We start from the raw sequence: 21,075 nt of genomic DNA, 5'->3' as shown, positions 1-21,075 counted from the left end.
CGTGTGGCGGCGACGGCAGCGGGCGCTACTGCGCCCGCCCTTGTGGTCGCCAGATTATGGCGATCCGTCGACAGGATTCAAGAACGCCCCTGCTTGGCCTTGAGCAAGGCGGCCCCCAGTGCGCCCATCGGCGCAGCGGAAGCGTCCTCCTTGCCGCCACCGTTGCCCCGCTGGCGGCGCCCCTGTCCAGGGTGGCTCTTGCCACCGCCTTCGCGACGACGAGGTGCCTGCCTGGAGTCGCCTGCCTCGGCGTCCGGGGTGTCATCCAGGCGCATCGACAGTCCAATGCGAGCGCGCGGCAGGTCGACGTTCATCACCTTGACCTTGACGATATCCCCGGCCTTGACCACGCTGCGGGGATCTTCGACGAAGCGGTCGGACAGTGCCGAAATGTGCACAAGGCCGTCCTGATGGACGCCGATGTCGACAAAGGCCCCGAAGTGGGTGACGTTGGTCACGGTGCCTTCCAGCACCATGCCTGGCTCCAGATCCTTCAGCGTTTCGACGCCTTCACGGAACTGCGCCGCACGAAACTCCGGACGCGGGTCGCGACCCGGCTTGTCGAGTTCCGAGATGATGTCGCTGACGGTGGGCACACCGAAGCGCTCATCGGCGTAGTCGGCGGGTTTCAACGACTTCAGCGTCGCGCTGTCACCGATCAGTCCAGCCACCTCTCGACCACTGCCAGCGGCAATGCGTTCAACCAGCGGATAGGCTTCCGGGTGCACTGCGCTTGCATCCAGCGGATTGCTGCCGTTCATGATGCGCAGAAAGCCGGCACACTGCTCGAAGGTCTTGGGCCCAAGCCGGGACACCTCCAGCAGGTCGCGACGATCGCGGAAGACACCCTTGGCATTTCGCTGCAGCACGATGTTCTCGGCCAGCCCCGGATTGAGGCCCGCCACCCGTGACAGCAGCGCCGACGACGCGGTATTGAGGTCCACCCCGACCGCGTTGACGCAGTCTTCGATAACCGCTTCCAGACTGCGGGACAGCTGCACCTGGGACACGTCATGCTGGTACTGGCCGACACCGATGGATTTCGGTTCAATCTTGACCAGTTCCGCCAGCGGATCCTGCAGACGACGGGCAATCGACACCGCACCACGAATGGTCACATCGAGATCCGGCAGCTCTCTGGCGGCGTATTCCGACGCGGAATAGACCGAAGCCCCGGCCTCGGACACCATCACCTTGGACAGGCCAGGATCCTTCATCGCCTTCAGCAGATCGCCGGCCAGGCGGTCGGTCTCCCGGCTGGCGGTGCCATTGCCTACCGCGATCAACGCCACATCGTGCTTCTTGACCAGCTTCGCCAGTTCAGCCAGAGAGGCGTCCCACTGATTGCGCGGTGCGTGAGGGAAGATGGTGGCCTGCTCGAGGAACTGCCCCGTCGCATCGACCACCGCCACCTTGCAGCCGGTACGCAGGCCCGGATCGATGGCCAGGGTCGCCTTGGGCCCCGCCGGCGCGGCCAGCAGCAGGTCCTTCAGGTTGGCGGCAAAGACATCGATGGCCTCGCCTTCGGCACGTTCGCGCAGGCGCCCCATCAGCTCTGTCTCGAGGTGGGTATACAACTTTACTCGCCACGTCCAGCGCACGACTTCGGCAAGCCAGCGATCCGCCTTGCGGCCCTCATCGGTGATGCTGACATGCTTGGCGATGGCCACCTGCGCCGGATGCACCGGTGCCTCGTCCTCTCCTGGCAGGCGCAAGGACAGCGCCAGCACGCCCTCGTTGCGGCCGCGGAACATGGCCAGGGCCCGGTGAGAAGGCACCTTGGCCAGGGCTTCATCATGCTCGAAGTAATCGGAGAACTTCGCGCCTTCCTGCTCCTTGCCGGCAATCACCCTGCTGGACAGCTCGCCTTCGCTCCACAGGCGCTCACGCAGGCGACCCACCAGTTCCGGGTCCTCGGCAAAGCGCTCCATCAGGATCTGCTTGGCGCCATCCAGGGCTGCCTTGGCATCCTCGATGGCGGGCGTCTCGCCTTCCGCCGGACGCAGATAGGCCTGAGCCTCGTGCTCGGGGTCCAGGGTAGGATCCGCCAGCAGGGCGTCAGCCAGTGGCTCAAGGCCAGCCTCACGGGCAATCTGGGCCTTGGTCCGACGCTTCTTGCGATAGGGAAGGTACAAATCTTCCAGGCGCTGCTTGGTGTCGGCCGAGCGAATGCTGGCGGCCAGCTCGTCGGTCAGCTTGCCCTGCTCGTCGATGGCGGCGAGCACCGCTTCCCGGCGCTCCTCGAGCTCACGCAGGTAACCTAGCCGTTCTTCCAGCGTGCGCAGCTGAGTATCGTCCAGTCCGCCGGTGACTTCCTTGCGGTAACGTGCGATGAAAGGCACCGTCGCGCCGCCATCCAGCAGCTCGACGGTAGCAGAGATCTGAGATGCCTTGACCGCGAGCTCTTCGGCCAGGCGGGCAATGATCTTGGCGTTAGCGTCCATGAAATCCTTGGCAATACGACGTCAATGATCCCGCCAAGGTATCACAAAGCGACTGTCGACGCCGCCGCTACCCACTGCCGAGGATCAAGGACAGAAACCCTGATGAAACGGGCGCCGGGGCATGCCGCCAATGGCTATCCGGTACACCCCGGCAGCCTCCCTGGCATGCGCCCAGTCGCCTCGATGGGAGGTCAGGCGGGCACGAACTTCAGCGCGACGCCATTGTTGCACCAGCGCAGACCGGTAGGATCCGGGCCGTCCTCAAAGACGTGACCATGGTGACTACCACAACGGGCACAGTGATATTCGGTGCGCGGCCAGAGAATCTTGTAGTCCGCGCTGGTCAGCAAATGCCCTGGCACATGGTCAAAGAAGCTTGGCCAGCCGGTACCGGAGTCATACTTCATCGCACTGGTGAACAGCAGCAGGTCGCAGCCGGCACAGCGGAACTCTCCCTCACGCTTCTCGTTGTCCAGAGGGCTTGAGCCTGCAGGTTCAGTGCCCTCCTCGCGCATCACGTCGAATTGTGCAGGTGTCAGGCGCTCGCGCCATTCGTCCTCGCTCAGCTCCAGCGGCTCGATATCCGGGCTACGCGTCAAATCCAGCTCAGGGCGAGCGTTAGCCACGGCTGGCACCATACTGGCCAGGCCACCAAGCCCGATAAGCGCCAAGAAGTTGCGTCGTTTCATTGTGCTGTCTCCTGCGTCAGGGTCGCTGCTCAGTCGCACCGATATCACTCGACCTTACAGCCGCACGGTCATGCCGTTGTCATTATCGACTCACAAAAAAAGGAGAAGGCCTTCGCCTTCTCCTCTCTCGACCGCGCCGCTTACCCAAGGTTCCTCTCTGGCAAGGTTCCCGCTGGCTGCGCCGGTGCAGCGTCTAGACCAAGCTCGGCCCGGCCTTGACGATGGCGTCGCTGACGCCGTCGAACTTCTTGAAGTTCTCGACAAACTTGGCCGCCAGCTCATCGCGCTTGCGGTCGTAGGCCGCGAGGTCTTCCCAGGTCTGACGGGGATCCAGCAGACGCGACTCGACGCCGGGCACCGCCGTGGGTACAGACAGGTTGAGGCCGTCGATCTGGCGAGTTTCGACGTCGCGCAGTACGCCGGATTGAATGGCGTGGATGATGGCGCGTGTCGTGGGAATGGAGAAGCGCGAACCGCCTTCACCATAGGCACCACCGGTCCAGCCGGTGTTGACCAGGTAGACCTGGGCATCCTTCTCTTCGACGCGCTTGATCAGCAGGTCGGCATACTCGCGCGCAGGGCGCGGGAAGAACGGCGCACCGAAGCAGGTGGAGAACGTCGCCTCAAGGCCGCTGGAAGAACCCATTTCGGTCGACCCTACCTTGGCGGTATAGCCGGACAGGAAGTGATAGGCAGCAGCTTCCTTGGACAGCACGGATACCGGCGGCAGGACGCCGCTCATGTCGCAGGTCAGGAAGACGATGGCGCTTGGCTCGCCGGCACGGTTTTCCGCCACACGCTTTTCCACGTGCTCCAGCGGATACGCCGCCCGGGAATTCTGGGTCAGGCTGTCGTCGGCGTAGTTGGGCTCACGACGGTCGTTGAGCACCACGTTTTCCAGCACGGTGCCGAACTTGATGGCATTCCAGATGACCGGCTCATTCTTCTCGGACAGGTCGATGCACTTGGCGTAGCACCCGCCTTCAAAGTTGAACACGGTACCTACGCCCCAACCATGCTCGTCGTCACCGATCAGGAAACGCCCCGGATCCGCCGACAGGGTGGTCTTGCCGGTGCCGGACAGACCGAAGAACAACGTGGTCTCACCGTCCTCACCAACGTTGGCGCTGCAGTGCATCGGCAGCACGTCGAGCTCGGGCAGCAGGAAGTTCTGCACCGAGAACATGGCCTTCTTCATTTCACCGGCGTAACGCATGCCGGCGATCAACACCCGGCGCTTGGCGAAGTTGATGATCACGCAGCCGTCGGAGTTGGTGCCGTCACGGCTTGGGTCACACACAAAGTGCGGTGCGTTGAGAATGGCCCACTCGTCCTTGCGCGAAGGGTTATAGGCCTCGGGACGCACGAACATGGTACGGCCGAACAGGTTGTGCCATGCCGTTTCCGTGGTCACCCGCACCGGCAGGTAGTGAGTCGGGTCGCTGCCCACGTGCAGCTCGCTGACGTAGCTGTCCTGCTCACCCAGATAGCCTTCCACTCGCGTCCACAGGGCATCGAAGCGCTCGGCGTCGAAGGGACGGTTGACGTTGCCCCAGTCGATCTTGGCGCTAGTGGACGGCTCATCGACGATAAAGCGGTCCTTGGGCGAGCGACCAGTGCGTTCGCCGGTCTTGACCACGAGGGCTCCGTGGGAGGCCAGACGGCCCTCGCCATTGGCCACCGCGCGCTCGATGAGCTCGGCAGTACTGAGGTTGACGTGAACGACGGGAGACTGCTGGGTGGTGGTCATAGGATTCCTGGGCCTTCGGCTTCTCTCTCGTGGACTGGCACCGCCTGGTCAGAGGAGCGATGCGTTGGATCCGGCGCGTCGGCTACGCGGTTAAACCGTCTTCTGCGATGACGTGGCATCGTCCGAGCAACGACACGGGCAGGATCGGCGGCGATTATGACAAAAAACTTCAGCGCAGGAAATGCCCATTTTTCAAGACGTTATTGTAGTTTAACTACAACATCATGAAGCTTTTCGGGCATTTCCTGTCATTTGACTACACGCCCTGTTCCGCTACGAGCAGCCGTGCCCGGTGCCGCCCCCCAAGGCCACAGCCTCAGTGCACCGTGGCAGTATCCGCGTCGGGGTTCTCCAGCAGCGACTCCACATCGGCAGCAGTGAACACGTAGCGGGTGTGACAGAAGTGACATTGGGTCTCGATGTCGCCCTGCTCCGCGACGACGTGTCGCAACTCGTCTTCCCCGAGGGACAGCAGCCCCCCGGCAATACGTGCCCTTGAGCAGGTACAGCCGAAGCGCAACGCCTTGGCGTCGAAGACGCGCAGAGATTCCTCATGGAACAGCCGTGTCAGCAGCGTCGATGCCTCCAGGGACAGCAGTTCCTCGTCCTTGAGCGTCTCGCCCAGATGGCAGGCGCGATCCCAGGCGTCATCATCCTGATTCAATGATTCATCGGGCAACCGCTGCAGCAGCATACCGCTGGCGTTGACCCCGTCCGCTGCCAGCCACAGACGGGTAGGCAGCTGCTCCGACTGGGTGAAGTAGGCTTCCAGGCATCCCGCCAGGCTGGCGTGCTCAATGCCAACGATGCCCTGATAGCGGCGTCCCTCACGAGGGTCCAGGGTGATCACGATCTGGCCGTCGCCTACCAGCGAACGAAAGCCTTCCTGGTCTCCAGGCAGGGCCGCCCCCTCTGCCAGGCGAGCGATGGCCCGAAGCTCACCGCCGGGGTTGGACTCGGCCATGAGCAGGGAAACGTCACCGCTGCCACGCACTTCGATGGTCATGGTGCCGTCGAGCTTGACGGTGTCGGTCAACAGCGCGACCGCGGCCAGCAGCTCGCCGAGCTGACGATTGATGGCAGCGGGATACTCGTGCCGTGCCAGTACATCGGCGTAAGCCTGTTCCAGGCGAGTCACCTCGCCGCGCACATTGGTGTTATCGATGATGAATCGCTGAATCTGATCAATCATGTAAAGCGTCTCGGTAGGCGCGCCTCACAGGACGCGCTTAGAAAAAGAAGGATGGACCGTGCGTTCGGACATTTCGAGCTGACGCTCCACGGGGCAGGCTCAGGACCCGCCTTCACGCTGAAAGCGCTTGATGTCTCTGCGGGCGCGTTTGTCCGGCCGCTTGTGGGGATGCTGAAAGACCTCGTTGGCCTGACGGCGCTGCTCGGCCTCGCGCTCTCTGCGCTCACGGCTCTGCTCGGTCTCCTGATACAACAGCCTTGCCTCGGGTGCACCACGACGCTGCTCACTGACCTGAACCACCTCGACCTCCCAGACATCCCAGCCCTGGGGCGCACGAATGCGCATCCCGGGGCTCACCAGCTTGCTGGTCTTGGCCTTGGCCCCATCGACTTCCACCTTGCCGCCCTCGATGGCCTTCTTGGCCAGCGCGCGGGTCTTAAAGAAGCGTGCCGCCCACAGCCATTTGTCGAGTCGAACGCTATCCACGAGAAACGCCTCCCGGGACCTCAGGCATGATCTCGGCAAAACGACCAAGCGCCACGAAATCCTTGAGCGTCTTCTCGGGCCGGCGGCTGTCCGGCTGACGAATCCCCAGCAGATGACGGATGCCGTACTCACGTGCACTTTCCAACACGTGAGCGTTGTCGTCGATGAACAGCGTGCGTTGACGGTCGAAGGGTTCGATCTCGTTCAGCGCATGCCAGAAGGCTTGCTCTTCCTTGGGTTCACCAATATCGGCAGACGACACGATGGCATCAAGATACTCGTCGAGGCCAGTCAGCGGCAGCTTGAGCGCCAGACTCTCGCGGTCTGCATTGGTGGCCAGCACCACCCGCGGGTGGGCACTCTTGAGCCAGCCAAGAAAATCCAGCGCATCGCCACGCAGGCCAATGAGATGCTGAACCTCTCGCTTGAGCGCGACGATATCCACGTCAAGCTCGCGACTCCAGTAAGACAGGCTGTACCAGTTGAGCGTGCCCTGCTCGCGGATAATGCGCTCGCGCACGACGTCCTGAGTCGCTTCGTCCAGCTTGTGCAGTTCCACATAACGACGCGGCAGGTGCTCGAGCCAGAAATGGCTGTCGAAATGCAGGTCCAGCAGGGTGCCGTCCATATCCAGCAATACGGTATCGATGGTGTCCCAATCGATCATTACGTCTCTCCAGCTCGTGTGCCGCCCGGTTGCCGTGACCCGGCCGATACCGCCAGGCAAAAGGCTTCCCGGAAGACCGTCAGCGTAACGTGTTAGTGTACCTCAAAGGCATTCGGGCTCGCATGCGCTCCGGCCAAGGCCGGACCCTGTGGCCAAGGCCGGACCCTGTGGCCAAGGCCAGGACGATCGACTCGGCCAGCACGAGAGCCCCCGCCTTCCCATTGACGCCAGGAGAAGCCATGGAAGACCGTACCCGGGAGAAACCCCACATTCTGTCGCGCAAGACCGTCGCCGAAAGCCGCCTGTTTCGCGTGGAGGAGCTCGACCTGCGCTTTTCCAATGGCGCCGAACGACGCTTCGAACGACTGTTGGGTAATGGACAGGGGATAGGCGCGGTGATGATCGTGGCCATGCCCGACCCTGAACATGTCCTGCTGATTCGCGAGTACGCCGCAGGGTTCGAGGACTACGTGCTGACCCTGCCCAAGGGCGTCGTCGATCCAGGTGAGGACATCGTCACCGCGGCCAATCGGGAGCTGATGGAGGAGTGCGGCGTCGGCGCGAGACGCATCGAACCGCTGATCGAACTGTCACTGTCACCCAACTACATGCGACAGCGCATCCAGGTCATGCTGGCCAGCGACCTCTACCCCCAGCGCCTCGAGGGAGACGAACCGGAGCCGCTGATCGTCGAAACCCATGCCCTGGACAGTCTTCCCGCCCTGCTGGCCCGGGAAGACTTCCATGAGGCGCGTGCCATCGCCGCACTCTACATTGCACGGGACCGGCTGCGCGGCGATCAGCCTGACAACCGGCTCTGGTGAACGCTGCTGGAGGCAACCTCAGCGCCTGGCGTGCAGACGCCTCAAGTTGCTGTTGCCCTCTTTCAGACGTACCCAGCGCCCTTGACGATAGCTGTCGAGCCCCGCCTCAAGCAGCGTCATGACATCCACCGCCTGCTCTCCGGTGACGGGGGGCGGGTCGCCATGCAGCAGGGTCTGAGCAATGCCGGCGTAGAAAGCAGGATAGTTGCCGGGCACCGACGGACAGGATTCGCTGATCAACTCAGGCTCCTCGGCGCTGCCGCGGTTCAGCGTCAGCTGACCCGGAGAGTCGTCGACACCCCAGTTGTCGCTTGGCGCCATCCCCTGCTTCAGCCAGCCCTCCTGAGGATCCAGACCGTAGACCGAATAGCTGCCCTCGGTGCCGTGCACCACGAAGCGCGGGCTCGCCTCGGCCACCAGGGAGCTGGCCTGCAGCGTCACCCTCAAGCGGTCGTACTCGAGCAGCGCAAGAAAGTCATCATCGACCTCTGCTCCCTCTCGCGCCGTCGCCAGCTCCAGCAGGATCGCACGAGGCATTCCGAACAGCTCCCTGGCCTGGTCCAGCAGGTGGGGGCCAAGGTCGTACCAGATGCCGCCTCCCGGCTTGTGATGATCGCGCCAGCGGTTGGACACCGCCGGGCGATAGCGATCAAAGCGGGACGTGAACGACGTCACCCTCCCAAGCCGTCCTTCCTCCAGCAACTGACGCACCGTCAGAAAGTCACAGTCCCAGCGACGATTGTGAAAAACACTGAGCAGAAGTTCCGACCGGTCGGCCTGGGCCCGCAGCTGACGCGCTTCAGAAGCTGAAACGGTCACGGGCTTGTCCACTACCACGTGCTTGCCAGCCGCCAGCGCCGCCTTGGCCATGGCGTAATGCTGTTCATTGGGCGTCGCAATGACCACCAGGTCCACGTGGCGCACATCGAGCAACTCGCTGAGCTTGCCATACACCGTGACATCCGGCAGGTCGTTCAACACCTTGGACGCATCGGAGCTCACCACCGCCGTCAACTCAAGTCCAGGCGCAGCCTGGATCAAGGGCGCATGGAACGTCCGTGACGCCATCCCGTACCCCACCAGCCCCACGTTAAGCGTCTGTGTCTTCATGTTCGGCCCCTGTGCCCGCGTTGCGCCCGTCTTGTCGAGGGCTTTATTGATCCGTCGATATCTATTGCTCCCAGCATGACCAAATCCTCGGAATTAATCGAGTTCCAGCACTCACGCTAGCCCCCGGGCGAACGCATGACGCCGGTCGCCGCCCTCCAAGGCAGCCCACTGGGGTAGAAGGCTCAGTAACGTTGAAGGCCGGCATCAGCCGGCCTTCGATCACCTCGAATACTTGCCAGCGGCCTGGATCAGGCGTCCAGCTTCTCGAGGTCGCGAACCGCGCCCTTGTCGGCCGACGTCGCCAGCAGCGCGTAGGCCTTGAGTGCCGGTGTCACCTTGCGCAGTCGCGTGATACGAGGCGTCCAGGCCTCCTTGCCACGCTCATCCTGACGCTGGCGGCGGGCGGCAAGCTCCGCATCATCCAGCAGCACGTTGATGGTACGGCTGGGAATGTCGATGCGGATCAAATCGCCATTTTCAACCAGACCGATCGCGCCACCCGCCGCCGCTTCAGGCGATACGTGGCCGATCGACAGTCCCGAAGTGCCACCTGAGAAGCGGCCGTCCGTCAGCAAGGCACAGGCCTTGCCCAGCCCCTTGGACTTCAGGTACGAGGTCGGGTACAGCATTTCCTGCATGCCGGGACCGCCCTTGGGTCCTTCGTAGCGGATGACCACGACGTCGCCTTCCTTCACTTCACCGCCAAGGATGTGCTCGACCGCCTGGTCCTGGGACTCCACGACGTGGGCCGGCCCTTCAAAGACCAGAATGCTGTCGTCGACACCGGCAGTCTTCACCACACAGCCGCTTTCGGCGATGTTTCCGTGCAGCACGGCCAGACCGCCTTCCTTGGAGAAGGCATGGGCGTAGTCACGAATACAGCCGGTAGCGCGGTCGCCATCGAGACTCGGCCAGCGCGCGCTCTGGGAGAATGCCGTCTGGGTCGGGATGCCGCCGGGCCCGGCCTTGAAGAAGTTGACCACTTCCGCCGAGGGATTGCGCATGATGTCCCACTCGTCCAGTGCCTCGAGCAGGCTGTCGCCATACACGGTGGGCACGGACGTATCGAGCACGCCAGCCCGGTCAAGCTCGCCGAGAATCGCCATGATACCGCCGGCACGATGGACGTCTTCGATGTGGTACTTCTGGGTGTTGGGCGCCACCTTGCACAACTGGGGCACTTCACGGCTCAGACGATCGATATCCGGCATGTTGAAGTCGACGCCTGCTTCCTGGGCCGCGGCCAGCAGGTGCAGAATGGTGTTGGTCGAGCCGCCCATGGCGATGTCCAGGGTCATGGCATTCTTGAACGCCGCCTTGGAGCCGATGGCACGGGGCAGCAGGTGCGCCTCGTCACCTTCGTAATAGCGCTTGGCCAATTCCACGATGCGCTCGCCGGCGGTCTCGAACAGACGACGGCGATCCGCGTGGGTTGCCAGCACCGTACCGTTGCCGGGCAGCGCAAGACCCAGCGCTTCTGTCAGGCAGTTCATGGAGTTGGCGGTGAACATGCCGGAGCAGCTGCCACAGGTGGGGCAGGCGCTGCGCTCGACCTCGTTCAGGGTTTCTTCGTCCACCGAGTCGTCGGCGGCCATGACCATGGCATCGACCAGGTCGAGACCGTGATCCAGCAGCTTGGTCTTGCCGGCTTCCATCGGACCGCCGGAAACAAAGATCACCGGGATGTTGAGGCGCATGGCGGCCATCAGCATTCCCGGGGTGATCTTGTCGCAGTTGGAGATGCACACCAGCGCATCGGCGCAGTGGGCATTGACCATATACTCGACACTGTCTGCGATCAGGTCACGGCTGGGCAGTGAATACAGCATGCCGTCGTGGCCCATGGCGATGCCATCATCCACGGCGATGGTGTTGAATTCCTTGGCCACGCCGCCGGCTTTCTCGATCTCGCGGGCGACTAGCTGCCCCATGTCCTTGAGGTGCACGTGGCCCGGGACGAACTGGGTGAACGAATTGGCCACAGCGATGATCGGCTTGTGAAAGTCGTCATCCTTCATGCCGGTGGCGCGCCACAGGGCGCGGGCGCCGGCCATGTTGCGACCGGCGGTAGTGGTTCGGGAGCGATACTCTGGCATGGAATCCTCGTCATTTTTTGTCCACCTGTGGGGCCCTTGGCCGCCAGGCGGTGTCTCGTGTCCAGACCATCGATTCTGTCACGCCGGGGCAGCACTGGAAAGCCTTGCGCGGATACAACGCGTCGCCCCCGGCAAGACACCGGGGGCGAGTAGACATGCTGGAAGCAGCAAAGTGATTGACGTGCCGTTGATCGTCCTCGACACCGGACAAGCGCTGGCTACGAAGGCGCTGGGGCCTGTCAGACAGAGCCCCAGCGTCCTCGCTCAGTCCATTAACCGAACACGACCTTGGCCACGTCCTGATAGCGGCCGGCAAAGTGTACGGTCATGCCCTCCTTCAGATAGTCGGGCAGCTCGTCATAATCACGCCGATTGGCCTCGGGCAGAATGACTTCGAAGATCTCGCTGCGTCGAGCGGCGATGACCTTCTCCCGAATACCCCCCACCGGTAGCACCTGCCCCGTCAGGGTCAGTTCACCGGTCATCGCCAGATTGCGGTCAATCGGCTGCTGGCGGGCCAGCGACAGCAGCGCGGTAGTCATGGTCACCCCAGCCGAGGGACCATCCTTCGGGGTCGCCCCCTCGGGCACGTGCATGTGCACGAAGCTGGCGTCAAAGAATCCGGCATCCGCACCGTATTCGCTCAGGTGCCCCTGCACGTAGCTGTAGGCAATGTTGGCGGACTCCTTCATCACGTCCCCAAGCTGGCCGGTCAGCTTGAAGCCGCGATCCAGCCCATGCACCTTGCCCGCTTCGATGGATAGAGTGGCGCCGCCCATGGACGTCCAGGCCAGTCCCGTCACAACGCCCTGCCCCTTCATCACCTTTTCCTTACGGAACAGCGGCGCACCGAGAAATTCCTCCAGGTTCTTGAGCGATACCTTGACGGTTTCCTGGTCATTCTCGAGCAGCTTTACCGCAGCCTTGCGCACAATGCGGTGAAGCTGCTTCTCCAGCTGGCGTACTCCCGCTTCACGGGCATAGCCCTCGACCACCTGGCGCAGCGCCGCCGCTGTCAGGTTGATGCGCTTCTTCGGGATGTTGTCCCGCTTCAGCAGCTTGGGCCACAGATGATGGCGGGCAATCGCCTGCTTTTCCTCAGCGATATAGCCAGACAGCCGAATCTGCTCCATCCGGTCCAGCAGCGCCGGCGGAATCGAATCCAGCGTATTCGCGGTACACACGAACAGCACCTTGGACAGGTCGAGGCGCACGTCCAGATAGTGATCGAGGAAGTCGACGTTCTGCTCAGGGTCCAGCACCTCCAGCAGTGCCGATGCAGGGTCACCCTGGAACGACTGACCCATCTTGTCGATCTCGTCGAGCATGATCACCGGGTTCTCGACCTCGACCTCCTTGAGCGCCTGTACCAGCTTGCCCGGCATGGCCCCCACGTAGGTCCGGCGATGGCCCTTGATCTCGGCCTCGTCACGCATCCCGCCGACCGAGAAGCGGTAGAACTCGCGACCGAGTGCCTCGGCGATGGAGCGCCCGATAGAAGTCTTGCCGACCCCGGGTGGGCCGACCAGCAGCACGATAGAGCCCCCGACATCGCCCTTGAACGTACCTTCGGCAAGAAACTCCACGATCCGCTCTTTCACGTCGGTCAGACCGTCATGATCGCGGTCGAGGACCTTGCGGGCATGGGCCAGATCAAGCTGATCCTGGCTCTGCTGGCCCCAGGGCATGGCGGTCAGCCAGTCCAGATAGTTGCGCGTGGTACCGTACTCGGGGGAGCCGGTTTCCAGCACCGACAGCTTGCCCAGTTCGTCATCGATACGCTCTTGAACCCGCTCCGGCACCTCGCGCCCTTCCAGGCGAGCCCGGAAGGTATCCACATCGTTCTCGCGATCGTCCTTGGAGATGCCCAGCTCGCGCTGGATCACCTTCAACTGCTCACGCAGGAAGAACTCGCGCTGACGCTCCTGCATCTGGGCGTTAACCTGCTCACTGATCTCGCTCTGCAGTTGCGCGACTTCAATCTCCTTGCGCAACAGCGGCAGCACTTTTTGCATGCGTGGAACCACTGGCAGCGTCGCCAGCACGTCCTGCAGCTCCCCCCCCTGCGCCGAGGTAATGGCCGCCGCAAAGTCCGTCAGCGGACCAGGCTCGTGGGGGCTGAAGCGATTGAGATAGTGCTTGAGCTCTTCGCCGTAGAGGGGATTGATCGGCAGCAGCTCCTTGATGCCATTGATCAATGCCATGGCGTAGGCACGGGTTTCGTCGTCCTCGGTATCCACCGGCTCGCGGGGATACGACACCTCGACCAGAAATGGCGGCTTGCGTGACAGCCAGCGCTCGATCTTGAAGCGCCGGACGCCCTGGGCGATGAACTGGATCTGCTGATCCTCACCCTGCAGCTTGTGCGCTTTCACCGCCGTGCCGATGGTAGGGAAGTCTTCGTAGGACAGCTCTTCCACGCCCGCTTCCCCGACAAACGCAAGGCCTACGGTGTCGTGGGGGGTATTGGCCACCCTCTCGATGGTCTCGGACCAGCGCTCGCGGTTGATCACCAACGGCTGAACCTGGGCCGGAAAGAAGGGACGATTATGGATCGGCAGCAGGTACAACCGCTCCGGCAGACTCGCACTGGCAGGAATCACCGCATGGCTTTCAAGCTGGGACTGACTGTCATCGTCATCGTTCTGACCGTCGTCAGCAGCACCGCCAAGGGGAATCCAGTCCAGCTCATCAGACCGGGAATCACGATCATCGCTCATGGTCACCTCATCCTGAAGTTGGGGCCTTGCCCATATGCTACTCAGGAATGTGGGCGATCGACGCCAAGTTCAAGGCGTGGGGTGACAACCAGGCGCGTTAGTGCGTGCCGTTGCGACAACGCTGGGAGCCATCATCTGGTGTCAGCGGCCCAGCAGCGGCGGCAGCGGGCGTCCATTGATGCGCAGCTGGCCCTTGACCACATCGATGCCCAGCATCGACGTATCCAGCGGCAATCTCAGCCACAGCGCCACTACGGCAGGAGGTTCACGCCACTCGAAATCGCCGTCCAGGCGTTCCCGAAACTTAGCGCGCATCGAGGGGTCATCCAGCGCCAGGGGACTCAACTGATCCAGCTCACGCGGATCAAACACGACAACGCCATCCCCATGCAGGCTCAGCCCGAGCATGGGGCTATCCAGGTTGACGTCGACCAGGTCCAGTCGCGGGGAGTCCTTGAGCAGCTGAGCCAGCGCCCGATCCATGGCCGAATCCGCCGCGGCGTCGTCCAACGACACCGTGCCCAATGCCGTCTTGTGTCGCGCCAGCTCAACGACAGAGCGCAGCGCGTCGGCATTGATCCGGGACAGCTCGATGCTCAGCTCGCCATCCACCAGCATGTCGTTGCCGGAGCGAATTTCGCCAAGCGTCAGATTGCTCTTCAGCCTGAGTTCACTGTCATCCAACTGGGTGTCGGTCTGCAGCACGATCGAGGTGCCGTCCAGATTGACCTGCGGATGACGCAGGCTCAGCGCCTCGATGGTCAGACTGTCCTGCTGATTGAAGTGAAGCGCCCCCGGGGTGTAGGCATAGCGGCTCTGATACTGAAGCGGACCGACCTCGAGTCGGGCCTCACCATCACGCAACTGTACGGAATCAACGGTCATGCGGGTTCGCCAGTCACCGTAGATGCCATCGAAGGCGATCCGCGCACCCGAGAAATGCAGCGAGCGGGGGCCGCTGCGAGGGGGCGACTGGCTGACAATGAAGGGCGCCAGCGCCAGCTCACCCTGGAGGGTACCGCCCAGGGTGCGATAGTGGGCTTCCCAGCGCGGCGGGGCAGCGGGAATGGCATCGCCAAACAGCCGCTCGTCGGCCTCGCCGACATGCAGCTCCACGGTACCGATGACACTGGTATCGAGGACGCCGTGGCGCGCATCGTAGGGCAGCGACAGGTGCCAGGCGTGGCCGATGAGGGGGGCGATATGCAGTACGCCGGATGAGCTCAGCCAGCCTTGCCGGACATCGCTGCGCGAGATGCGCAGGTCGCCCCTGGCTTCCAGGTCGGCCAGCGCCCGCGCAAGCTCACGCTCGAACAGCAGGCTGGCGAGGTACTGAGCCACGGCCCAGGCCACCGCCAGCACCACCACTACGGGTACGATCCATCGTTCCTTGCGCATGTTCCTTCCTCTCAGCCAGCGAACGTCTTCCTCTGACGCACCGCTCGCTCAGTGCAACCAGAACCACAGGTGCATGGTGCACCAGGAGTAGACCCCCGCCAAGACGTCATCGACCATGATGCCAAAGCCGCCGGCAACACGCCGATCCGCCCAGCGAATCGGCCAGGGCTTGATGACGTCGAAGACCCGGAAGACAACAAAGCCCCACAGTGCCGCCTCCCATGAGAAGGGCACCGCCGCCATGGTCAACCAGTAGCCGACGAACTCATCCCAGACGATGCCGGAGTGGTCGTGGACACCCAGATCGCGGGAGGTCTTGTCGCATAACCAGACGCCCCACACGAAGGTGATGGCGATCATCACCAGGTACCAACCGAGGGTCAGTTCTGACAATAGCCAGTAGAACGGAATGGCCGCCAGGGTGCCGAAGGTACCTGGAGCAAAGGGCGCCGCCCCACTGCCAAGCCCGAAGGCAAGAAAGTGGGTCGGCCGGTGCCAGACGCTAGCCGGTGCTTTGTTCACGATGTCCCTCCGTGGAAATGTTGCCAGCCAGCCCTGGATGGGATCTTCACGCCCTGTATGCCCGGCGTCTCGGTCAAATGACCGATCGGCGTCAGCTCGATGCCCAGAGCCAGCAGCGAAGCCTTCGCCTGGGCGACCCGTGACGGGGGCAAGGAGACCAGCAACTCATAGTCATCCCCGCCGCATAGCGCCGCCTCAATGGCGGCATCCTGGCCCAGCCTCGCGGCCAGACCGTCGGCCAGAGGCAGCGACGCGCTGTCCAGGACAGCACCGACGCCTGAGGCGCTGAGCACGTGATCCAGGTCAGCCAGCAAGCCATCGGACACGTCGATGGCCGCATTCGCCAACCCGCGCAGGACTTCACCGGCCTGCCAGCGCGCTTCGGGCAGCAGGTAACGCTTCAGCAGAGGCTGCTCCATATCTCGCGCTCCGCCTTGCCATGCGGCAAGACCGCCGGCGCCTCCGCCGAGGGCTCCGGTCACCGCCAGCACGTCACCGGCCTTGGCCCCATCACGGCGCAGTGCCTGCCCGGTCGGCACCTCGCCCATGACGGTGACACTGATGGCGCGCTGACCGCGGGTCACATCTCCGCCGACCAGCACCATACCGGCGCTATCGCACACAGCATGGAAGCCACGAGCGAATTCTGCCACCCAGTCGTCGTTGGCGTCAGGCAGGGTCAATGCCATCAGACACCAGCGTGGTCTGGCGCCCATGGCCGCCAGATCACTGAGACTGACAGCCACGGCTCGATGCCCCAGCGCAGCGGCGGGCGCACCTGGCGGAAAGTGCTGCCCCTCGACCGACGTGTCGACGCTGACCACCAGCTCATGGCCCGGGGTGGGCTGCATCAGGCTGGCATCGTCACCGACGCCCAGGCTTACGCCGGACGCGTCAGCAGACCCGCGTCTCGCCGGTGCCAGCCAGCGCTGGATGAGTTCGAATTCTCCGTACATCAGCAGCGACCTTCAGCGGCGACGGGCACTGACCTCGGCACTTCTCAGCTTGATCGCCAGCTTGTCGAGAATGCTGTTGATGTACTTGTGCCCATCCGTCGCACCGAACGACTTGGCCAGCTCGACCCCTTCGTTGATGACCGCACGGTACGGCACTTCGAGGCGCCGCGACAGCTCGTAGGCACCGAGGCGCAAGATGGCCAGCTCGATCGGATCGATGTCCTCGAGACGACGGTCGAGCAAGGGAGCGATGTCCGCGTCGAGCTCCTTGCGATAGCGAGCGACGTTGTGCAGCAGCTCATGGAACAGCGCCAGGTCGGCGATTTCCATCACCTTGAGCCAGTTCTCATGGGTTTCCAGGTCATCATCCGGCACCTGGCTGCGGAACTCGGCTTCCACCGCGCTGATCGATTTCTCGGTCATCTGCCACTGGTAGAGTCCCTGCACCGCCAGCTCGCGGGCGGCACGACGGGATTGCTGAGCCTTGGTCGGCGCACGCTGTTCACGGCTCATGCGGAGGTCTCCTCGCCATCGTCACCAAAGTGGCGCAACAGGGAGACCATTTCCATGGCGGCCATGGCCGCTTCGGTTCCCTTGTTGCCTGCCTTGGTACCGGCACGCTCGATCGCCTGCTCGATGGAGTTCACGGTCAGCACGCCATTCGCCACCGGCGTGTCAAAGTCGAGCTGAAGACGCGACAGGGCCGAGTTGCACTCGCCGGCCACGTGCTCGAAGTGAGGCGTGCCACCGCGGATGACGGCGCCCAGGGCGATCACCGCGTCGGGCTTGGCCACCTGCAACACCCGCTTGACGGCCAGAGGCAGTTCCCAGGCGCCAGGAACATGAACGATATCGATCATCTCCATGTCCACGCCATGGCGCACCAGGCTGTCCACAGCGCCTTCCACCAGAGAGTCCACCACATGGTGGTTGAAGCGGCCCACGACGATCACGTAGCGGCCCTGAACCTCGACAAAGCTGCCTTCGACTTGGGAGATAGGTTGCATCTTGAAATTTCCTGAATTCGCCGGCACCTGGCCGGCAGTCGGGGATAATCCCCTAATGGATAGCCGAATCCCCAGGTGATGCCTTGGGGCATCGCCTGGGAATCATCATGCGTCTAGATCAGTGGGCGACACGATGTCCACCACTTCCAGGTCAAAGCCTGACAGCGCCGAAAACTTCCAGGGGGAGCTAAGCAGGCGCATCTTGCCCACTCCAAGCTCGCGCAGGACCTGGGAGCCGGTGCCGATGGTCAGGTAGTTGCCCGACCCGTCCGACTCACTGCCGCGGGCAGTGCGGCGGCGCTCGAGAAAGACCTGTAGCAGGTCGTTGAGGTCCTGGCGGGAGCGCATGTCATCGAGTAGCACAAACACGCCGTGCTCGGCTCGCGCCACCTCTTCCAGGGCCTGATGCGCACGCCAGGATGCTTCTTCACCCTTGACCAGGCACATCAGGTCACGCATCTCGTTGGCCAGATGGACGCGCACCGTGGTCACGCCATCCGGTGTCGGGTGTCCCTTGACCAGCGCCAGATGGTGCACCTTGTGGATGCGGTCGGCAAAGACGTGGGCCGTCAGCTCGCCATAGGCAGTGCTGACCGGCAACCGCTCTACCTCTTCCACCGTCTGCTCGTTATGGATGCGGTAGTGGATCAGGTCGGCGATGGTGCCCATCTTGATGCCATGGGTCTCGGCGAAGCGCTCGAGCTCCGGCCGGCGGGCCATGGTGCCATCTTCGTTCATGATTTCACAGATCACACCGCTGGGGTCACACCCGGCAAGCGCCGCCAGATCACAGGCCGCCTCGGTGTGGCCGGCACGCCGCAGCACCCCACCCGGCTCCGCCATCAGCGGAAAGATGTGGCCCGGCTGAACGATGTCCTCGGGGCGCGCATTGCGAGCGCTGGCCGCCTGCACGGTGCGTGCGCGATCCGCTGCAGAGATGCCGGTGCTGACGCCCTCGGCGGCCTCGATGGACAGGGTGAACTTGGTGCCGTAACCAGAACCGTTATCCTGCACCATCAGCGGAAGCTTGAGCTGCTCGCAACGCTCGCGGGTCATCGGCATGCAAATCAGGCCGCGGGCGTGAACCGCCATGAAATTGATATGGCTGGCCTCTACCTTCTCGGCCGCCATGATGATGTCACCTTCGTTTTCCCGGTCCTCATCATCCATCAAGATGACCATGCGGCCTTGACGGATATCCTCGACGAGTTCGGCAATAGGGGCCAGGCCCCCGCTGGAAGACTGCGACATGTGTGCTCCCTGGATCTGAAGTGGCCACACGGCGACGGCGGCCAGAAACGGCCGTCAGGGTACCGTGGGACGCGGCTGGGCGCCAGTGGCGGCGAATGAGAGGGTATGCGGATAACCACGTATCCACGCGGGCACCTGCACCCGCCCCGTATCGGGGCGCTAGAATAATCAGGGCTCTAGGTCATCAGGGCTCTAGGTTATCAGGGCTCTGTCATTTTCAGGGCGTTAGCTCAGCGCCCTGTGCAGGCAGGCAGTGCGGGGCGAGCCAAAATTCGCCAGTCCTGGCCCAAGGCGCGAATATCGATGATCTCGAGCGGTCGCTGATGAGCCATCTGGTCAATCCCGCTCAATGACATCAGTCCACGGGCCTCGGGTCCAAGCAGCGTCGGCGCCATGTAGAGGCGCAGCTCATCCACCAGACAGGCATCCATCATGGCACCGGCAAGGGTCGCACCGGTTTCGACCAGCAGCTCGTTGCATCCTTCTTCACGCCCCAGCCAGTCGAGCAGCGTCGGCAGATCTACGCGACCGTCCTCGCCGGCCGGCATTTCCAGTACTCGGGCCCCGCTGCGCTCCAGCGCTTCCCGGCGAGGAGACTCGACGCCTTCGACGCAGACCACCAGGGTCTGACCGGGCTCGCTCAGACAGGCAGCCGCCAACGGCATGCGCAGACGCGAATCGACCACCACGCGCAGCGGCTGGCGACGGGCAATGGTGTCAGCCTGATCGAGCCCCAGTTGCTCGGCTCGCACCGTCAGTCGCGAGTTATCGAAGATGATGGAGTCGACGCCAGTCAGAATCGCGCAGCTCTGGGCACGCAGGCGCTGCACATCGCGGCGTGCCGCAGGGCCGGTGATCCACTGGGACTCGCCGGAGGCCATGGCGGTACGCCCATCGAGGCTCATGGCCAGCTTCAGGCGCACCCGCGGGCGCCCCTTGGTCATGCGCGATACGAAGCCCGCATTCAAGGTCAGCGCATCGTCCTCAAGACAACCGACCAGCACCTCGATACCTGCCTCACGCAGCCTCTGGATGCCACGCCCAGCGACCTGTGGGTTGGGGTCCTGCATGGCCACCACGACCCGGGCGACGCCCGCCTTGATCAAGGCATCGCAGCAGGGGCCGGTGCGACCATGATGCGAGCATGGCTCCAGCGTCACATAGGCGGTTGCACCACGGGAGCGCTCACCGGCGCCGTTCAGCGCATGGATTTCCGCATGGGGCTCACCGGCACGCTCATGAAAGCCCTCGGCCAGCCACTCGCCGTCCTTGACCAGCACGCAACCGACACGCGGATTCGGCATGCTGGTGTAGCGGCCATGCTCAGCCAGGCGAAGCGCCCTCGCCATCCAGTGGGCATCATGGCCAGGGGCTGACGCCGGAGGTGCATCGTCGCGGCTCATGACGGCTCCTCATTGTCGGGGGTGAAGCTCGGCTCCTGAGCCAACCGGTCAATCTCGGCACGAAACTCGTCGATGTCCTGAAATCTGCGATACACCGAGGCGAAGCGAATGTAAGCCACCTGGTCCAGGCGCTTGAGCGCATTCATCACTTCCTCACCCACGACCCGCGCCTGGACCTCACGCTCCCCTCGGGCCCTCAGGTTCTGGCGTATGCGCTCCACCGCCGCTTCGATGGATTCCGCACTGACCGGGCGTTTTTCCAGAGCCCTCAGCATGCCCGCTCGCAGCTTGCTCTCGTCAAACACCTCACGGGAGCCATCGGCCTTGACGATCCGCGGCATCACCAGTTCGGCGGTCTCATAGGTAGTGAAGCGCTCCCCGCATCCCGCGCACTGCCGACGTCGACGCACCTGGTCGCCTTCGGCAACCAGCCGGGAATCGGTCACACGAGTCTCTTGAGCGCCACAGAAAGGGCAATGCATAGCGGGCAGTCCGGCAGGAGAAAATGTCGCCATAGTGTAACGGTTGCGGCCTTTTTCGCCCAGCGCAACCGTCCGCCA

General features: G+C 63.3%; 18 protein-coding genes. 1 reads left to right on the top strand and 17 read right to left on the bottom strand.

Translation table 11 applies throughout. The features are described from left to right. Positions 1–77 precede the first annotated feature (77 nt). The 6 genes from KUW18_RS08875 to yrfG all read right to left on the bottom strand — a co-directional run bounded on the left by KUW18_RS08875 (position 78) and on the right by yrfG (position 7,228). Complete coding sequence (locus KUW18_RS08875) at positions 78–2,444, bottom strand: Tex family protein (protein WP_222561194.1); 2,367 nt, start codon at positions 2,442–2,444, stop codon at positions 78–80. 191 nt (positions 2,445–2,635) lie between these two features. Further along, positions 2,636–3,133: a peptide-methionine (R)-S-oxide reductase MsrB gene (msrB, locus tag KUW18_RS08870; RefSeq protein ID WP_206941131.1), complete on the bottom strand. Its 498-nt coding sequence runs from the start codon at positions 3,131–3,133 to the stop codon at positions 2,636–2,638. Positions 3,134–3,326: 193 nt separating this feature from the next. Further along, entirely contained in the window at positions 3,327–4,883 is a 1,557-nt protein-coding gene (locus KUW18_RS08865) for a phosphoenolpyruvate carboxykinase (RefSeq protein ID WP_206941133.1), read from the bottom strand. A 316-nt stretch (positions 4,884–5,199) separates the two neighbouring features. Then, positions 5,200–6,075: an Hsp33 family molecular chaperone HslO gene (gene hslO, locus KUW18_RS08860; RefSeq protein ID WP_222561193.1), complete on the bottom strand. Its 876-nt coding sequence runs from the start codon at positions 6,073–6,075 to the stop codon at positions 5,200–5,202. Positions 6,076–6,174: 99 nt separating this feature from the next. Further along, positions 6,175–6,561 carry an RNA-binding S4 domain-containing protein gene (locus KUW18_RS08855; RefSeq protein ID WP_206941138.1) on the bottom strand — a complete coding sequence of 129 codons (387 nt, stop codon included), beginning with the start codon at positions 6,559–6,561 and terminating at the stop codon, positions 6,175–6,177. Further along, positions 6,554–7,228, bottom strand: coding sequence for a GMP/IMP nucleotidase (yrfG, locus tag KUW18_RS08850; RefSeq protein WP_222162794.1), 675 nt, complete (start codon positions 7,226–7,228; stop codon positions 6,554–6,556). Before yrfG ends, KUW18_RS08855 begins: the two co-directional genes overlap by 8 nt. A 239-nt stretch (positions 7,229–7,467) precedes the next feature. Between yrfG and nudE the strand changes: the two genes are divergently transcribed. Next, complete coding sequence (gene nudE, locus KUW18_RS08845) at positions 7,468–8,052, top strand: ADP compounds hydrolase NudE (protein ID WP_222162793.1); 585 nt, start codon at positions 7,468–7,470, stop codon at positions 8,050–8,052. 18 nt (positions 8,053–8,070) lie between these two features. Here nudE and KUW18_RS08840 read toward each other — a convergent pair whose 3' ends face one another. The 11 genes from KUW18_RS08840 to nrdR form a co-directional block, all read right to left on the bottom strand. After that, positions 8,071–9,162, bottom strand: a complete 1,092-nt coding sequence (locus tag KUW18_RS08840) for an oxidoreductase (protein WP_222561192.1) — start codon at positions 9,160–9,162, stop codon at positions 8,071–8,073. 248 nt (positions 9,163–9,410) lie between these two features. Continuing rightward, complete coding sequence (gene ilvD, locus KUW18_RS08835) at positions 9,411–11,258, bottom strand: dihydroxy-acid dehydratase (protein WP_206941146.1); 1,848 nt, start codon at positions 11,256–11,258, stop codon at positions 9,411–9,413. 272 nt (positions 11,259–11,530) lie between these two features. Beyond that, the gene (gene lon / locus KUW18_RS08830) at positions 11,531–13,978 is read right to left on the bottom strand and encodes an endopeptidase La (protein WP_206941148.1); all 2,448 of its coding nucleotides are present in this window, start codon (positions 13,976–13,978) and stop codon (positions 11,531–11,533) included. 141 nt (positions 13,979–14,119) lie between these two features. Next, positions 14,120–15,376 carry a DUF945 family protein gene (locus KUW18_RS08825; RefSeq protein ID WP_206941150.1) on the bottom strand — a complete coding sequence of 419 codons (1,257 nt, stop codon included), beginning with the start codon at positions 15,374–15,376 and terminating at the stop codon, positions 14,120–14,122. A 48-nt stretch (positions 15,377–15,424) separates the two neighbouring features. Continuing rightward, a complete protein-coding gene (locus KUW18_RS08820) occupies positions 15,425–15,898 on the bottom strand; it encodes a phosphatidylglycerophosphatase A (RefSeq protein WP_206941153.1) in 474 nt (157 codons plus the stop codon). Further along, the gene (gene thiL, locus KUW18_RS08815) at positions 15,895–16,854 is read right to left on the bottom strand and encodes a thiamine-phosphate kinase (protein WP_222484033.1); all 960 of its coding nucleotides are present in this window, start codon (positions 16,852–16,854) and stop codon (positions 15,895–15,897) included. Before thiL ends, KUW18_RS08820 begins: the two co-directional genes overlap by 4 nt. A 12-nt stretch (positions 16,855–16,866) precedes the next feature. Then, entirely contained in the window at positions 16,867–17,367 is a 501-nt protein-coding gene (gene nusB / locus KUW18_RS08810) for a transcription antitermination factor NusB (RefSeq protein ID WP_206941158.1), read from the bottom strand. Continuing rightward, a complete protein-coding gene (ribE, locus tag KUW18_RS08805) occupies positions 17,364–17,861 on the bottom strand; it encodes a 6,7-dimethyl-8-ribityllumazine synthase (RefSeq protein WP_206941160.1) in 498 nt (165 codons plus the stop codon). Before ribE ends, nusB begins: the two co-directional genes overlap by 4 nt. A 105-nt stretch (positions 17,862–17,966) precedes the next feature. Next, positions 17,967–19,112: a bifunctional 3,4-dihydroxy-2-butanone-4-phosphate synthase/GTP cyclohydrolase II gene (ribBA, locus tag KUW18_RS08800; protein WP_206941162.1), complete on the bottom strand. Its 1,146-nt coding sequence runs from the start codon at positions 19,110–19,112 to the stop codon at positions 17,967–17,969. Between the two features lie 230 nt (positions 19,113–19,342). After that, positions 19,343–20,515, bottom strand: coding sequence for a bifunctional diaminohydroxyphosphoribosylaminopyrimidine deaminase/5-amino-6-(5-phosphoribosylamino)uracil reductase RibD (gene ribD, locus KUW18_RS08795; RefSeq protein WP_222484906.1), 1,173 nt, complete (start codon positions 20,513–20,515; stop codon positions 19,343–19,345). After that, positions 20,512–20,997, bottom strand: a complete 486-nt coding sequence (nrdR, locus tag KUW18_RS08790; protein ID WP_222237561.1) for a transcriptional regulator NrdR — start codon at positions 20,995–20,997, stop codon at positions 20,512–20,514. Before nrdR ends, ribD begins: the two co-directional genes overlap by 4 nt. Positions 20,998–21,075 lie beyond the last annotated feature (78 nt).

This window comes from Halomonas sp. DP5Y7-2 (genome assembly GCF_019802025.1).
In the GTDB taxonomy this organism is placed as follows: domain Bacteria; phylum Pseudomonadota; class Gammaproteobacteria; order Pseudomonadales; family Halomonadaceae; genus Halomonas; species Halomonas litopenaei_A.
The sequence above is the reverse complement of the archived record's forward strand: the minus strand, read 5'-3'. Positions and strand labels throughout refer to the sequence as shown.